Source organism: Microcoleus sp. D2_18a_D3 (assembly GCF_036702455.1).
Classification (GTDB): Bacteria; Cyanobacteriota; Cyanobacteriia; order Cyanobacteriales; family Microcoleaceae; genus Microcoleus.
In genome coordinates, this window is the sequence record NZ_JAUBTK010000119.1 from 1 (window position 1) to 16,457 (window position 16,457).

Below are 16,457 nucleotides of genomic sequence, written 5' to 3' on the forward strand. Positions count from 1 at the left end.
GTGATGCTATATCTGCCCATTCTTGTGACTTATTTATGCCTTCTTTAATTCCCCACTCTCAGACCTGAATCCTTACACTAATTTTTCTGCCACCCATTTACTTTGAGCATAACCATCTGAATATCCTTCAGCACTAAGTAAATCGTCTGTTTCGGCAATTAATTTCATACCCTCATAGTTCGACGATTGAAAGATATCCAGAGTAGAAATATAGTGGACAGGTGTAATTTTAGTCAGGGTGGCTAGACGCAATATCTCCTTTGTTCCGCCCACATTTGCATCCCGTAACGCACTGTAGGGATAAACCAAATTGACATAAGCACCACAGTGATAAATCACATCAACGACATCTGCTAATTCACTAAAATTGGGTGTTGACAGTCCCAAAGATGGCTGTGATAAATCTCCAACTATGGGGATAATTCTCCTACTAAATTCTTCTTCCCAAATTTCGTAATTTTGCAGAGTGCTACGCAGTCGAGAGGTCGCGGATTCCAAATTATCAGCACGAACTAAACAATAAATAGTCGCTTGGGGATTATGCAGCAACAATTCGTGCAATAGAAAAGCACCAACAAAACCCGTTGCCCCTGTCAAGAAAATGTGCTTCGGTCTAAATCTGGTAATTGTCAAGGGGTGAATAGTTTCATCTAAGACTGCATCCGCCGATAACTCAGCAATATTTGTTTCAAAAATCGCCGTAGATCCCGAAGACTGCACAGCCTCAATTACTTCAGCTAATCCAGCAATTGTCGGAGATTTGAACAGGCAATCTAAAGACAATTCCACTGGGAAAGCTTGCGATACTCGATTTAGTAATAAGGCGGCGCGTAATGAATTTCCGCCTGACTCAAAAAAGTTTTGATGGATGCCAATTTGCACTCCTAAAACATAAGTCCAAATTTCAACCAATTGTTTCTCTATTTCCGTGCGTGGAGCAACAAAATTTTCAACATTATCAAGAGTTGGTGCCGGTAGTGCCTGTCGATCTACTTTACAATTAGGTGTTAATGGCAAAGCATCCATAAAGACCACAAGCGCAGGAATCATGTACTCCGGCAATTTTTCTTTTAGCATGGCTCGGAAGCCTGCCGAACTCTGCTTTAATGCTTGTGAATTCAACACCACATAAGCAACTAAGTAATCGTATCCCTGAGCATCATTACTAACAACCACTACCACATCCTTCACCGCAGGAATCTCGAAGCAGGCAGCTTCAATATCTTTTAATTCAATTCGGTGTCCCTGAATTTTGACTTGGTAGTCACTGCGCCCAATAATGGCAATATTACCGTCTGGAAGATAACGAGCTAAGTCACCAGTTTTATAAAGACGAGCGCCCGGTTCATTGTTAAAAGTATCATCAATAAACCTTTCCTCAGTTATCTCTGGACGGTTAAGATAACCTCTCGCTATTCCCATACCACCAATGTAAATCTCTCCCTCAGAGCCATCAGCAACAAGCTCAAGATTATCGTTGTGAGAATGGCGTGGATACTTGAACAGATAAATTTGAGTATTTAAAATTGGGCGACCAATTGGTATGGTTTCCTCACCAGCTTCTACCTGATGAATGGTTGACCAAATAGTTGTCTCAGTCGGCCCGTACATATTCCAAAGGGAGGAACTTCGCTCTAGTAATTGATTAGCTAAGTGTCGAGTGAGAGGTTCTCCTCCACAAAGAATTTTTAAATTGCGATCGCCTTGCCAATTAACGGCTAATAGCATTTTCCAGGTTGCAGGAGTTGCCTGCATGACTGTAGCGCCCGATTCAGTGATTGTTTTAGATAACTTGATGGGATCGATGGCGACTGCGCGACTAACAATCACAACGCGAGCACCAACTATTAATGGTAAGAAAAGTTCTAAAACAGCAATATCAAAGGATATCGTAGTTACTGCTAGTAGTACATCTCGCTCTGTCAATCCTGGTTCTTGTTTCATGGAGAGCAGAAGATTGACTACAGCACGGTGAATAATTTGCACGCCTTTTGGTTTACCCGTTGAGCCAGAGGTGTATATTGTATAGGCTAAATTATCAGGTGTGACTTCGCTTTCTAAATTATCTTGGCTGAATTGCTCAATGTCTTGCCAATCTGAATCTAAACATACCACTCGCATACCATTTCTTTTAGGTAGGGAGCTGAGAAGATGGGTTTGGGTAAGTAGTAGCGGAAGCTGGGAGTCTTCCAACATAAAAGCTAACCGATCTTCGGGATAAGTGGGGTCAAGAGGGACGTAAGCACTACCGGCTTTTAAGACTCCCAGAAGTCCGATTAACATATTCAGCGATCGATCAACGCATACTCCAATCAGCGTCTCTGAATTAACCCCTAAGCTTTTCAGATAATGTGCTAATTGATTGGCTTTATTATTTAATTGTTGATAAGTTATTTGCTCGCTGCTAAAAAGAGCAGCAATAGCATTTGGTGTTTGACTTACTTGGGATTCTACTAACTTATGAATGCAGAATTTTTCTAGGATTCTCATTACCAACATTGATAAATAAGTTATTACGAACCTAGCTCACGACGCTCTGTAGGATGTTAAGCATTGATTAGGTAGCCATTGCTGGTGCTTTACCGTCCTTATTTTGCTTGCAAAGGCGGTAATCAATGACACCAAACTTTGGGTCGTGCCATAGGCTTACATAACTTACTAGACCTCATTATGTTCATCCGGAACAAAAGGTCAATTTAGGTGAATTTATGACTCCCATTCCGCAGCCTCAACAGTCAGATGGGTTATTTCGAGTTGATGGCGGTGGCTCAATCTCGGATTATTAAGTAAAAATACTGAGAGAGTCAGTTATTAAGGAAGTCTTCGGTACGATCGGCTGTTCCGGTTGAAATGGGAAGGCTACACCATAAGGAGTAGTTCACAGAACTCTGGATCTGCATAGCAGCCCACACCCCCTACCCCCGCCTAGCTCTACCCTGTACAGACAAGTTGCTCGCTGACCCATATTGGAGAAACGCTGTTTCCTAAAATCTTGATTTCTCGTTTGGCCGAATCAATAACTTAAAATTCAGGAAAATAAGCTTCCTTTCTGAGATTCATGCGAAACTTGGGTTTCAGGAATGGTGTTAAAAGATTTGGACTTGTGTGTACACGGTAGCCGCCTAGCCAGAGAGCCATTTTCCCACTTTTTTCTGGCCCATCAAAATAAATAAAAGTTGTCTCCGCTCCGGGGCAGGCAGTATTATCAGGTACAATCTTGGTAGACAGTCTGTTTTTACGGGCTGCTTTGGTAGATGGAATCATAAATACCTTCGCTCGCTCGATCGAATTTATGGTTGACCAATCCCGCAGGGGCTAGGTGCATCGATGATGGACTAAAAAATCTAAAATCTGAAGTCTCAAATCTCAAATCGGTTAATTTTGTGTCGTTTCTAGGACTGTTGTGACGAGTGCAACCCAATCCACATATGGTACTTCGCACAGAAGGCGGCAATCGCTACTTGCCGCTCTCCGGCAGCAATTGCTGGACAGTAGGGCGGAGCGATGACAATAATTTTGTACTGACAGATCGCTGGATTTCCCGTAATCACGCGATGTTACAGCAAATGGAGACAGGAGAGTTCTACCTGATCGACTTGGGCAGCCGCAATGGTTCCTTTGTCAACGGGCGGCGGGTCAGTATTCCTGTCACTCTCAGAAATGGCGATCGGATTATTTTCGGTCAAACCGAATTGGACTTCTACAACCCAACCGCCGGCCACCGGCACGATCCACCAATACACGAGACAGACTCTGAAGATTTTACGGCGACTTTGACGGTGCGTAGCCTGATTAGCGTCATGGTAATGGACATCCGAGACTTTACAGTTTTGACTAGACAGCTAGACGAAACCCTCCTCTCGGAAGTCATCGGCAATTGGTTCCGCAAAGCAGGACAGATCATTCGCGAACACGGCAGTTGGGTGGACAAATACATCGGCGATGCCATCATGGCAGTCTGGTTTCACAAAACCAGTGATGTCAGCAGCGAGGAGATGATGCGGATTTGCCAAGCTTTGAGCGAACTGCACAAGGCAACAGACGAACTCAGCAGCCGTTACCCCCTGCCTTTTCCATTGCGAGTCGGGGCCGGCATCAATACCGGTTATGCAATGGTGGGAAATTCTGGCAGCAGCGACCGATCGGACTATACCGCCTTGGGAGATACTGTAAACGCAGCATTTCGCCTGGAATCTTGCACCAAGCAACTCGGCAAGGATATCGCTGTGGGACAAACTACCTACAAATACCTGACGCAATTGGGGGCCCAGGGCGCTTTCGAGCAGCACATTGTTTCTTTGAAGGGTTACGAGAATCCCAGCGTGGCTTACGGCGGTACTTATGCTGACTTGAACGCTTTTCTCAAAAGCAAAGGAAAGAGTTCTCGATAGCTAGAAAATTGGGTGCAGGGCAAAAATTAACCCTTTAAAATGGCAGTCCGAGTTTTTAATTTGGAGTGCCTTTGATAAACTTGCCTGCGATGCTTAAAAAGCCGAATATATCATATATCCTCAGAGTTGTCAATACCTAAAGGTAAATTTTATAACAGATATCTGCCTGCTGCGGATTTGTCTGAAAAACTGCATAAGCAAAATGGTAGTCTCTACATAAATGCTGTGTATGAAATTGGGAGACAAAACTTCATGAAACGATTGGGTCGTCTATTGGCAGTATTGGGCTTAGTGCTGGGCTGCTTTGCATGGGCTGGAGACCAAAGCGCGATCGCGGCGTCATTAAGCCGTATCGTCTTGCCATCATCCTCGCTCCTAGCTGTTGAAGCTCCGGCTAGAACCAATCGCGCCGATGAGAAGCTTGCCACAGAATACGGCAAAAAACTTGATTTGAACAACAGCGCCGTCCGGGACTTTCGCCAATATCGAGGGTTGTATCCCACTTTAGCTGGACTAATTATTAAGAACGCTCCCTACGAAAAAGTTGAGGACGTACTCAACATTTCAGGTTTGACGGAAGCTCAGAAAAAAGTGCTGCAAGCTAACTTGGACAAATTCACCGTAACTGATGTCGAATCAGTCTTTATTGAAGGAGACACCAGGTTGAATAACGGTCTCTACGACTAGGTAGCAGCGGGCCTCATTTGAAGGCAGAAGTCATTGGGCAGAAGGCAAACGGCCGAAAGAAAAGATTTTTTTTCTCTTAGGCTGATGACTTCTGCCTTTAATTTATCAAGACTTACTTTCAACCACCATTCGGCAAAAGCCGACCAAAATTCGCTAGATTGAAATCAGCGGGTTCCCCTGATTCATCTAAAATCTAAAATCTAAAATCTAAAATCTAAAATCCCTTGACAGACATTAGTTCAAGTCCCCAGATTCATCTGTAGACTCAATTCTAAAATCTAAAATCTAAAATCTAAAATCGACTGGCGGCAGACTTATGACTGACAAATTTGACGTATTGGTAATAGGTGCTGGCGCGGCCGGTTTGTACACGGCACTTTGCCTGCCAGAACATTTGCAGGTGGGCTTGATCAATAAAAATACCCTGCCTGTTTCTGCCAGCGATTGGGCTCAAGGAGGGATTGCTGCGGCGATCGCTCCTGAAGATTCCGCAGCGCTGCACGTTCAGGATACACTGGCTGCGGGAGCAGGTCTTTGCGATTTAGATGCGGTGAAATTTTTAGTCGAGGAAGCTGGTGCTTGCATTGACTCCCTGGTGAAAATGGGCGTTGCATTCGATCGCACCGGCCCAGATTTAGCCCTCACCCTAGAAGCCGCCCACTCCCGCCGCCGAGTTCTCCACGCCGCCGACACTACGGGCAAAGCCGTTATCAGTACGCTGACAGCAAAAGTATTGAGCCGCAAAAACATTCAACTCGTATCTCCTGCCTTTGCTTTGAGTCTGTGGCTAGACGAAACCGGGCGCTGTCAGGGCCTTAGCTCGATTTGCGGTTCACAAGTCAAGTGGCTGCAGGCTAAAGCCGTGGTGCTGGCGACAGGCGGCGGCGGACAGGTTTTTGCTCAAACGACCAATCCGTCGGTAAGTACCGGGGACGGGGTGGCAATTGCGTGGCGCGCCGGGGCGCTGCTGCGAGATTTAGAATTTGTGCAGTTTCACCCGACGGCACTCAGCACAGCGGGCGCGCCTCGGTTTCTCATTAGCGAAGCGGTGCGGGGAGAAGGAGCTCATTTGGTTGACAGTAAGGGATATCGCTTTGCTTTTGACTCTCACCCCAGCGGGGAACTCGCCCCTAGGGATGTTGTTAGTCGCGCTATTTTCCGCCACTTACAAAAAACGGGGGAACCTCATGTTTGGCTGGATTTGCGCCCGATTGCGGTCGATCGACTGCGCTACAGGTTTCCAAATATTATTCAAGTTTGCGCTGACTGGGGAATTGATATTTTTTCCGAACCGGTGCCGGTGACGCCTGCGGCCCATTACTGGATGGGAGGAATTGTGGCTGACAAGTTTAACCAAACTTCGATTCCGGGTTTGTACGCGGTGGGAGAAACTGCGAGCACGGGGGTACACGGCGCTAATCGGTTGGCGAGCAATTCGCTGCTGGAATGTCTGGTTTTTGGGGCGCAGATGGGACTTTTGCAGCTAGAAGGTGGAAGACCCGAGGCATTCGCCGATCGGTTCGAGGCAGGGGAAATTTGGGAAAAATCGATTTCTGAAAAGGACATTGAGGCGATCGAAAGGTTGCGGGTCGAATTGCCGAATTTGGTGTGGCAGAGTGCGGGAATTTGCCGGGGACAGCGGGATTTGGAAAGTGCGATCGTCCAACTTGAGATTTGGCGACAAGAATTTGCTTCGTTGCCTTTGAGTCAAGCGCTTAATAATTTACAGCCCGGACAAATTATTGATTTTTCCCCTGCTGAGGCGGAGAATAGCTCAATTTTGCGAAATTGGGGAGAAGTTGGGAATTTATTGGATATCGGCTATTTAATTGTCAAAAGTGCTGCGTTTCGCACTGAAAGTCGCGGCGGTCATTACCGAGTGGACTATCCTCTCACCGATCCGGATTGGTGCAGCCATACTTTAATTAACCAATTTAATTGGTACAAATCTCCGCGAATAGAAGATTGAAAATTGATTGAAAATTTGGGGTCAGCGCGTTCCCGTACCCTCACTTTCGGGGTTCCCGTTCGGGTCTGGTTCGTATTGTTGGGGATTTCCCAACCTAGAGGTTGGTGTAACTGTCCCAACTCTGGGGATCTCGCCCGTGCTACGGGCTTTTGTGAAATTGCTAGTTGAGTTGCTGGCAAGTCGAGCCGCATTTGCGGTGCCGACTATATTCACTTGCAGGCAGGCAGCCAGGGTTGCCGTTTTTGTGAGCTGAATCAAAGTACGCATAGTATTCACAGCCTTATTCAAATCATCGCAATAGATCCACGTCTGTACCACCTATTATATCTGTCAATTTCCGTATTTCCACTGATATCTTTACATTTACTTTAATTAATTTTAGTAAATTTACATAATTTTTTTTTACATTAAGGCTTTTTGACGATTTTAATTTGGTTTCAGGTTGTGATTTATTTTAATATTTTGTAACATTTAGATAAGACGGCAAGTTGCTCTCATAAGTTTTATATTGAGCTAAATCTCTCTAATGACAGATGACAGATGAGAGAACTTTAAATTATGTGATTTGAGATTGGGAGCATCTCATATTTGTAAAAACACTTATTATGGCTCCTTCCTTCTTCCTCCTTCCTTCTTCCTTCTTCTTCTTTCCTCCTGACTCCTGACTCCTGACTCCTAATTCCAATTTCGAGCTTTGCTGCTTTCATTGAGATGCTCCCTTTGAGATTTCACTACTTTGGACATTTTTTTGAACGGTTTCAAAAAGCTTAGAGGGCTTACAGTTTAACTACCAGCCAGGAAGTCCCGGGCGTATATTTAGAGGGGATTAATCTGAGCGCGGAGCCCCGTACCCCGTTGGGAATTACGCCCGCGTGATGAAATGCTCGTCGGGTGTAGGTACCCAAAGCGACAATTATTCTTTTATACCCCAAGATGATCGGGAAATACTGTGATACTATATTAGCAAGTGGGGGTGGAACTACCTCACTATAAAAAGCCTTTGAAAAAAAGGAAAAAGAAGCCTGCAGTCTAACTGTACTCGGTTGACCGTCAGGTTTGTTCACGGAGCGAGCTATTTTTTTAAGTTAGCTGCACAGGGGAGGTCTGAAATAATATCTCCCTCACGGCCCAATTAGGGTTTGATTTCTAAAAATTGCTCAAATTTTGTCTGAAATAATTGAGATTTTAGATAAAAAAATTGAATAATTACAAATGACCGAAAGCATCCATGATACAAGCCCCCGGATTCATTCCGAAAGCAGACTCAGGACCCAGAAATAAAAAACCTGTATCCGATGAAACTTGGGGAGCATCTCATATTTGTAAAAACACTTATTATGGCTCCTTCCTTCTTCTTCTTTCCTCCTGACTCCTGACTCCTGACTCCTAATTCCAATTTCGAGCTTTGCTGCTTTCATTGAGATGCTCCCGAAACTTGCCCCCCGAATTGATCCGTGGGGTCAATGCTTGAATTCTTTAATCGAAAATCTAAAATCTAAAATCGATTGACTTATCAATATCGGGGTGGGACTTTACCTACAGTTGCATTCTGTTTTTAACTAATCTTAATTAATAAAAGTGATATTGATTTTTCCCGCGTTCCTTAGCACGATACATCGCAACATCGGCATTCTTAACTAAAATATCTGGCTCTTGACCGTCAATGGGATATAAACCAATGCCAATACTTGTAGTTACAGAAACTGTATGTTCTTCTAAAATAAAAGGCTGCATGATGGCGTCGCAAATTTTTTCCGCTACTTTCGCAGCTTCCTCGCGACCTGGAATTGCGGGCAAAATGACTGTGAACTCGTCGCCGCCCAACCGCGAGATGGTATCGCTGCCCCGCAAGCATTTTTTGAGCCGACTGGCAACTGTTTTTAAGAGTAAATCGCCCACATTGTGTCCGAGAGTGTCGTTGATTGATTTAAATCCATCTAAATCTAAAAACAGTAAAGCTACCAATTCCTGATTGCGGGAGGCTATTTCTAGAGACTGATGCAAGCATTCGTAGAACATTTGGCGGTTGGGCAAACCGGTAAGAGCATCGTGATAAGCTTGGTGGCTGAGTTCAGCATTTTTTTGTTCTAGGGCATTTTGCCGAAGTTGGCGCTCGGTAATATCTCTAATTGCTCCGACTAAAAATAGGTTGCCGGCAGCATCTTTATGCAGGGATCTTTTAGTCGCAATCAGATGCGTAATTCCGTGAGCGTCTGTAAAATATTCTTCATTTTCTCGCGGCTGGTGAGTTTGAAATACTAATTCGTTTTGCTGCCAAAATATCTCGGCTTCGGCTTGGGGAAATAAATCGTAATCGGTTCGGCAAGTTAAAATTTCTAAAGGATAGCCAATAAACCGACAATATGCCTGATTCAAAACTACGCAGCGGTGATTTCGATCTTTGACAAAAATGGGGTCGGGAATTGTATCGATTAGCGATTGTAAAAATTCTTTAGACCGTTTTAATTCTTCTTGCAAGTGAGCCAGATAACCCACAACAGCAGCACCAGAACCCACAACACTGAGGATTGGAGGAATTAACGGTAGCCACCAACCTGCTAAAAATGCTAAGTATAAACTGGCACTCAGACCTAGACAGATACTTAATAAACAGTAAGCCGATCGACCAAGCGATCGCAAATTCCAACTCACATTTGCTCCCGCCCAAGACCACAGTAAAATCCACAGCAACTCCGCAGCCTCTGGCCAGACATTGATACTCCCGCGCCCGTCGAGAGCGGCACTCAAAATTTGGCTCAAGAAATGAGCCTGAAGCTCGACTCCCGGTATTTGCTGGGGAGGACCAAACCAACCGGAACTGTAAGAATTTTGGTAAAAGTCTTTGAGGCTGGGGGCATTTGAGCCGATCAAGACAATGCGCGATCGTACAAAATCAGCAGGTACTTTGCCAGAAAGCACATCGTCCATCGATGCAGTGCGAAAACTGCCTCGCGGGCCGCGCAGGTTGGTCAAAATTTGATACCCACGGCTGTCCGATCGAACGTAAGCACCGTCATTCGGTTGAAAAGGCCGAAAAACCCCCTTGCCTAATTGCAAGTATTTAGGATTGACTCTGGCTCGTTGAGGGGAAATTCCTTCGCTTTTGAGGTAAAGCAAAGCCAGTCTGAGTGCGAAACTTTGATGAGTTTTGCCGTCTCCGGGCCAAGCGTAGAGCAAAGTTCGCCGCACTTTTGAGTCAGCGTCGATAACAACGTTGTTGAAACCGATTCGATCGAGCTTGTCAAGTACCGGAGGCGGGCGAACTCCGAAGCGGGTTTCGTCTGGCATCAACTCAATGCCGATTAAGTTGGGAATAGTTTTAAAAGTTTTGAGCAATTCGGCGTTACCCGGTTGAGTTGGCAAATCTCGGTAAACGTCGAGGCCGATCGCCCGCGGCTTGCCAGCGTGCAATTTTTGCAGCAATTGGGCCAAGGCAGCATCCGAAATTGGGTAGCCGTATTTTTGCAAGTCAGCTTCCTTAATTTCTACAATGACGATGCGCGAGTCAATGGGTTCGGCCGGCCGCCAGCGCACAAAGTGGTCGAAAGCAGCCCATTCCCACACCTGCAAAAATCCGAACCAGCGCATTACAATCACCGTACTAGCAACGGCACTCGCAGTAATCAATACTCGGCGTTCTCGATCGACCCATTTTTTGATAGTTTCTAGCATATTTTGGGGATTTGGACCTCGCCCTTTGAGCATCTAAACTACTACTACCTATAGGTTTTACATCTTCGGGGCGAGTCGATTTTAGATTTTAGATTTTAGATTTTAGATTTTAGATTATCCAATTTTTTGGTTTTTCGGTGCGGGCGAGTCGATTTTAGATTTTAGATTATCCAATTTTTTGGTTTTTCGGTGCGGGCGAGTCGATTTTAGATTTTAGATTTTAGATTATCCAATTTTTTGGTTTTTCGGTGCGGGCGAGTCGATTTTAGATTTTAGATTATCCAATTTTTTGGTTTTTCGGTGCGATCGGGCTGCAACAGTAGAAACCGGGTTTCGCCACCAAAATATGTCATTTCAACAATCATTCTGGAAGCAGAAACCCGGTTTATTGCATTTTTCTGTAAAAGTTTTAGTAGTTATTCGCCGATCTAAATACTAAAAACCCACAACTTGTTTTAAACTTTTTCGTTATAACTAATTTTTACTATTTTTTTATTGATTATAATAGATGCAAGATTTTAGATTGATTTCGCAGCACGATCCCACGCTAAACTCAGTAAAAAACCAGGATATTTCCTGCCCATCAATCTAAAATCTGTCATCTATAATTTCCCACTTTCCTGTTAGTTTTGAAAGTTGCGGGGGCCGGTGTAACCCGATAAATCAGCGAGTTTATCCAAAGATTGTGTCCCTGCATAAAACTGACCATTAATCTCCCAAGTCGGGAAACCTTTAACATTCGCAGCAACAGCTTGGCACATTTGGGCGCGGGAATTTTGCCCCCTGGGATCGCATTCAAAATAATCAATTATTTTGGCTGCTTCTTTGCCGAACAGCATTTTTTGGTCGTGGCAGTGGGGACACCAGTAAGCGCCGTACTCTTTAGCGCCGATTTGTCGGAGGTGGCGGGCCAAAGCAATTTGTGCCGGGCCGGAGGTGGTAGTGACAGCAGGGGGTGCAATTCCGGGGGTAGAGACAATAGGAGGAGGTGACTTGACGCTGTTATAAAGTCCCAAGGCGCCGATCGAACTCACCATTGCCACCAAAATGCCTGTAAACACCAACTGTCCGATATCTTCCCACTCGCGCCCGGCTAGCACCAGCACAAACAGCGACAGCGCAAATAAGGCAGAAGTGACGCAGTAAATGCACAGATCCTGAATTTCAAAAGCCATCAAATACATCAAATAGCTGCTGAAAATTACCATCGCAGCGGTGATGATAAATAGCGCTTGCCAAGTGTTTTTTTCGAGTTGAGAGTGCAGTCCTTTATTGGTGGCGGGATTGACGGCTTTGGGAGCCAAGGCCAGGATTGCTATGCTCAGGTAAGCCAGACAGCCTAACAAACTTAAAGGCACTGTGCCAAAGACTGTAGCGTAGGGACTGTTGAGAACTTTGTCGCAGCCGCTGGTGGGACAAATGACCGAGCCATTCGTGAATTTAGCGATCGTGAGATAGGCCGTTTCTACGACGCCTATGGCTGCGATCGCTGCCATCACAGTCCTAGACCAGCGATGAATCCAAGGGGTTGAACGTCGGCGAATCATTTTTTGATTTGGTAATTTGGGAATTGGGAATTGTTGACTGTTGACTGTTGACTGTTGACTGTTGACTGTTGACTGTTAATTGTTAACTAATGACTGATGACTGATAACTGATGACTACTGACTACTGCCAACTGCCAACTGACTACTGCCAAGAGTCAACAGTCAACAATTCCTATTTTACGTTTTACTTGTGACTTTGCCCGGTTCCGGTGTTGGCCCTCTTGAGCCATTAGCATCTCTATTTTCCTGTTGGGGCTCTTTCTGTGACAAGCTGCGGCGGGCGGCTTCTACAAACTGACTGACGCGGATCGGATCGATGGGCTGCTCGATGCGGCCGTTTCGCTTCAGGGAACTCGATACGATTACGCCGTCAGCGGCCTGCATGAGGGTGGAAATGTTTTCCCACGAGGCGCCGCTGCCGATGAAAACTGGAATTCCCGCTGCTGCTGCACTCGCGAGTTCTAAGTCTTCGAGATTGGGAGGGCTACCAGTTGTCCAGCCGGAAAGGATTACGGCGTCGGCTAAAGCTCGCCCGATCGTCTCTTGGACGGCTGTGGTCAAGTTGGGGCTGCCTAGGGGTCGCCCGTGCTTGACTAACACGTCTGCTAATATTTTGACATCGCTGCCCAATTCCCGGCGGTAGCGCAGTAGCTGGTGAGCTTGGCCTTCAATTAAGCCTTGGTCTGTAGCCATGATGCCGTTGAGGACGTTGACGCGGATGAATTGAGCTCCTGTGCAGGAGGCGATGGCGATCGCGCTGTGGGCGTCGTTTCGCAGCACGTTAACGCCGATCGGCAGCGTCACGAGATTTGTTAGCCTCTCGACTACCAGAGTCATGGCACTTACCACCGCCGGATCTACGCTGTCTTTGGCAAAAGGAGCGTCGAAAAAGTTCTCGACAATGATACCGTTTGCGCCACCAGAAGCCAGCGCTGTAGCCTCTTGCTCGGCTCTTCCGATAATAGCTTTGAGGTTTCCGCCCCAGCGGGGAGAAGTTGGCAAAGGCTGTAAATGTACGACACCGATTATGGGATTCGGCGTTTTGAATATTTGTTTTAAGTCCACGGATTTTCCTGAAACCACCAAGTTCACTGACTGCTGACGGCGGATGAGTCACGGTATATTCTAGAATTCTATAGCAAATATGCTGAGAACCCCGTGTCTTTAGACCGGGGATGAAAGCTAGAGGCAGGCTTTAGCCTGCAAGTTACCTTACATTGCTTTGCTTGTCGTTGACTCTACAAAATGCTACTCTATTTTGTAGATCCAGGGAAAACGAGCAATGTTAAACCTTAGTTACGAGTACAAATTGAAGCCAACCGCAGAGCAAGCTCAAGAAATTGAGCGGGTTCTAACGGTTTGTCGCAAGGTTTGGAACTACGCTTTGCGGGAACGCAAGGACTGGATCAACTCTCGTAAATGTGCGGTCAATGCTTGCTCGATTTCTAAGGAATACATCATTCCGCTTGATGCAGCTTACCCAAATTATTTCCAGCAAAGCAAATCATTGACAGAAGCAAAAGAGCAAATCCCAGAGCTAAAAACTGTGAACGCTCAAGTACTCCAACAAATCTTAAGACGACTGGAGACAGCTTTTGTGGATATGCAGCGCAAAGGAATGGGTTTCCCAAGGTTTAAAAACCAGTATCGGATGAGGTCGTTTGTATTCCCCCAAATGCTTAAAAATTGCATCCAAGGGAATTCGATTAAGCTTCCCCAACTGGGTCAAGTGGAGTTCATTAAGTCTAGGGAGATACCAGACGGATTTGTAATCAAGCAAGCTCGGATAGTTCGCAAGGCTTCAGGGTATTTTGTCGTGATGTCACTGAGGTGTGATGTTAACGTGCCCGACCCTGTAGCATCGGGAAATCCAATAGGGCTCGATCTTGGTTTGGATCAATTCTTGGCAACATCTGATGGTGAAGTAGTTAAACGTCCCAAGTTTTTGAAGACCAAACATCGCAAGCTGAAATTGCTGCAACGTCGGTTAAAGAACAAGAAAAAAGGGTCTAACAACCGCCACAAGCTAAACAGAAAGATAGCTAGACATCATCAGCATATTGCCGACACCCGCAAAGATTGGCATTTTAAGCAAGCTAATCATATTTGTGACCGGGCCCGAATGGTATTCGTCGAAGATATCGATTTCAGGGTTTGGGCTAAAGGGATGTTTTGCAAGCATACGCTAGATGCTGGGTTTGCCCAATTCGTGTCAATACTGCAATGGGTTTGCTGGAAACGAGGCGTATATTTTGGCAAGGTTAATAAAGATTACACCTCGCAGGTATGCCCTCAATGCGATACGCACACAGGTAAAAAGGAGCTTAAAGAAAGACTCCACCAATGCCCTGAGTGTGGTTACACGACGCATAGAGACGTAGCAGCAGCTCAAGTTATCCGCAATCGCGGATTGTCTGAGGAGGGACGCTTCTTGGACATTAAAGAAAATGCTTGTGGAGACGGTCTGACGGGGACTGGCAACGGTCTAGTTAAGAGTCGCGGAAGCAAGAAGAAGAAAGCTTGAGGGTGTGGCCCCGGCCCACCCTCAAGCAGCCTTTAAGAATCCCCGCGCTGGTCTGCCGGGGAGTTCGTCAACGAGGTTAAGTGGTGAAAGTTGTTCTCATAATTTTGGCTGTCACCTCCGGATTGTGGGCAGCAATCGAAGTGCTGCTGCGGGTGCTGCTGGGTTTTGGTAATCCTTTGATTTACATTGCCGATGCCGAGTGCGGCTATTTGTTGGCGCCGAACCAGAAGGTGCGCCGCTTGGGCAACCGGATTGAGATTAACGAGTATTCGATGCGTAGCGGAGCGATCGCCCCGATACCCCCTCCAGAAACTCTGCGCGTCTTGCTATTGGGAGATTCTGTCGCCAACGGCGGTTGGTGGACACATCAGACAGATACGATCTCGGAAATTATGGCTCGGAATTTGAGACTGCAAGTACAGCATCTGGCGAGCGATGCACAATTAGGTTCAAAAGTCAACTATTTAAATTTTGAAGTTCTCAATGCCTCAGCCAATTCTTGGGGGCCGAGGAATCAACTTGCTTACGCCAAGCGGTTCGGTGTTTTTGGGGCAAAGGCTGTGGTGTTGCTGCTCAATACGGACGATTTGTTTGCATCGGCTCCTTGTGATCTGGTTGTGGGGCGCGATCGATCTTACCCGGATCGCAAACCTCGATCGGCTACGCTAGAGTTATTGAGCCGCTACCTGCTACCTGCTGTGCCGACTCCTCAATTGGCAGCACCCGAAGCCACAAGCGGCGATGTAGTAGGCTGCAACTTAGAGGCTATTCGCCAAATCCATAAAATAGCTGTATCCGCCAACATCGAGTTTTTGCTAGCCGTCACGCCCAAGCGGGGCGAACTCGGCGGCCCAGGCCCTCGCGACTGGGAAGTCAAAGCTAGAGCGCGTCTCGCCGAACTCGTAGAAACAGAGAAAATTACTTACATAGATTTTCTTCCCATTTTCAATTGTGCGGCCGAATTTCCAACTTTGTATCGAGACAGCATTCACCTCAGTCCTCAAGGAAATCAGCTCGTTAGCAAAACCATCAGTCGTCAAATAGTCGCTCTTTTTTGGCATAAATCCTGACTTCACCTAAAGACGGATACTTGCCCACGACTGCTGTTGTCAAGAGCAAAAAAGTTGAAACCTTAGTTCAAGCCCCCAGATTCATCTGCAGAGTCAATCGATTTTAGATTTTAGATTTTAGATTTTAGATTTTAGAATTGAAGCATTGACCTCACGGATAAATACGTTCGGCAAGTTTCATCGGATACAGGTTGTTTATTTCTGGGTCCTGAGTCTGCTTTCGGAATGAATCCGGGGGCTTGTATCCTGGATGCTTGATTATCAATCTAAAGTCTAAAATCGTTCGACTGAGCGCAACTCGACGCACGCGCTCGCCGAACTTCTCACCAAAAAACGAGCGAGAAGCCCCTGGCGACAGACTTGGGTAGGAAAGCGGTAGCGACTTCAGTCGCCTTGAAGTTACTTTCTTCAAAATGCGTAGCTATAGCCATCTTTTTTGTGAATTGGACTGCAATATTTATAACCAATACCTGCCACTCTTTCAGACTTGGTTGCGATATCAAAACTACCTGAAGCACGGCAGAGAACCCGCCCTACATAGCAGCCGATTTTCTTCCCTGCGGTAACGGTTGCACTGACAATATCGCCAGTCTTAAA

The 16,457-nt window shown here is 46.0% G+C and carries 12 protein-coding genes and 1 pseudogene; 5 read left to right on the top strand and 8 right to left on the bottom strand.

Going from position 1 to position 16,457, the window contains the following annotated elements; genetic code table 11:
- Nucleotides 1–72: 72 nt before the first annotated feature.
- Together QUB06_RS31710 and QUB06_RS31715 are read right to left on the bottom strand one after the other, a co-directional pair.
- The gene (locus tag QUB06_RS31710) at nucleotides 73–2,490 is read right to left on the bottom strand and encodes an amino acid adenylation domain-containing protein (RefSeq protein WP_333438667.1); all 2,418 of its coding nucleotides are present in this window, start codon (nucleotides 2,488–2,490) and stop codon (nucleotides 73–75) included.
- Between the two features lie 531 nt (nucleotides 2,491–3,021).
- Nucleotides 3,022–3,264, bottom strand: coding sequence for a hypothetical protein (locus QUB06_RS31715; protein WP_333438668.1), 243 nt, complete (start codon nucleotides 3,262–3,264; stop codon nucleotides 3,022–3,024).
- Nucleotides 3,265–3,428: 164 nt separating this feature from the next.
- Here QUB06_RS31715 and QUB06_RS31720 point away from each other — a divergent pair, with 164 nt between their 5' ends.
- The 3 genes from QUB06_RS31720 to nadB all read left to right on the top strand — a co-directional run bounded on the left by QUB06_RS31720 (nucleotide 3,429) and on the right by nadB (nucleotide 7,047).
- The gene (locus QUB06_RS31720; RefSeq protein ID WP_333438669.1) at nucleotides 3,429–4,391 is read left to right on the top strand and encodes an adenylate/guanylate cyclase domain-containing protein; all 963 of its coding nucleotides are present in this window, start codon (nucleotides 3,429–3,431) and stop codon (nucleotides 4,389–4,391) included.
- 252 nt (nucleotides 4,392–4,643) lie between these two features.
- Nucleotides 4,644–5,078, top strand: coding sequence for a photosystem II complex extrinsic protein PsbU (gene psbU / locus QUB06_RS31725; protein WP_333144020.1), 435 nt, complete (start codon nucleotides 4,644–4,646; stop codon nucleotides 5,076–5,078).
- Nucleotides 5,079–5,394: 316 nt separating this feature from the next.
- Nucleotides 5,395–7,047 carry an L-aspartate oxidase gene (gene nadB / locus QUB06_RS31730; RefSeq protein WP_333438670.1) on the top strand — a complete coding sequence of 551 codons (1,653 nt, stop codon included), beginning with the start codon at nucleotides 5,395–5,397 and terminating at the stop codon, nucleotides 7,045–7,047.
- Nucleotides 7,048–7,068: 21 nt separating this feature from the next.
- On the opposite strand, the gene QUB06_RS31735 is transcribed toward nadB, so the two are convergent.
- The 5 genes from QUB06_RS31735 to btpA form a co-directional block, all read right to left on the bottom strand.
- Nucleotides 7,069–7,314, bottom strand: coding sequence for a hypothetical protein (locus QUB06_RS31735; RefSeq protein ID WP_333438671.1), 246 nt, complete (start codon nucleotides 7,312–7,314; stop codon nucleotides 7,069–7,071).
- A gap of 284 nt (nucleotides 7,315–7,598) precedes the next feature.
- Nucleotides 7,599–7,754, bottom strand: a complete 156-nt coding sequence (locus QUB06_RS31740; protein ID WP_333287788.1) for a hypothetical protein — start codon at nucleotides 7,752–7,754, stop codon at nucleotides 7,599–7,601.
- Nucleotides 7,755–8,616: 862 nt separating this feature from the next.
- Entirely contained in the window at nucleotides 8,617–10,752 is a 2,136-nt protein-coding gene (locus QUB06_RS31745; RefSeq protein WP_445251440.1) for a CHASE2 domain-containing protein, read from the bottom strand.
- A 590-nt stretch (nucleotides 10,753–11,342) separates the two neighbouring features.
- A complete protein-coding gene (locus QUB06_RS31750; RefSeq protein ID WP_333438673.1) occupies nucleotides 11,343–12,266 on the bottom strand; it encodes a vitamin K epoxide reductase family protein in 924 nt (307 codons plus the stop codon).
- Nucleotides 12,267–12,443: 177 nt separating this feature from the next.
- The gene (gene btpA, locus QUB06_RS31755) at nucleotides 12,444–13,331 is read right to left on the bottom strand and encodes a photosystem I biogenesis protein BtpA (RefSeq protein ID WP_333438674.1); all 888 of its coding nucleotides are present in this window, start codon (nucleotides 13,329–13,331) and stop codon (nucleotides 12,444–12,446) included.
- Nucleotides 13,332–13,548: 217 nt separating this feature from the next.
- On the opposite strand from btpA, the gene QUB06_RS31760 reads away from it, so the two are divergent.
- Together QUB06_RS31760 and QUB06_RS31765 are read left to right on the top strand one after the other, a co-directional pair.
- Nucleotides 13,549–14,790: a transposase gene (locus tag QUB06_RS31760; RefSeq protein WP_333438675.1), complete on the top strand. Its 1,242-nt coding sequence runs from the start codon at nucleotides 13,549–13,551 to the stop codon at nucleotides 14,788–14,790.
- 83 nt (nucleotides 14,791–14,873) lie between these two features.
- The gene (locus tag QUB06_RS31765) at nucleotides 14,874–15,860 is read left to right on the top strand and encodes an SGNH/GDSL hydrolase family protein (RefSeq protein ID WP_333438676.1); all 987 of its coding nucleotides are present in this window, start codon (nucleotides 14,874–14,876) and stop codon (nucleotides 15,858–15,860) included.
- 408 nt (nucleotides 15,861–16,268) lie between these two features.
- Here the strand turns inward: QUB06_RS31765 and QUB06_RS31770 are convergent.
- Nucleotides 16,269–16,457 (bottom strand): annotated as a pseudogene (locus QUB06_RS31770) (RNA-guided endonuclease IscB); the annotation flags it as partial.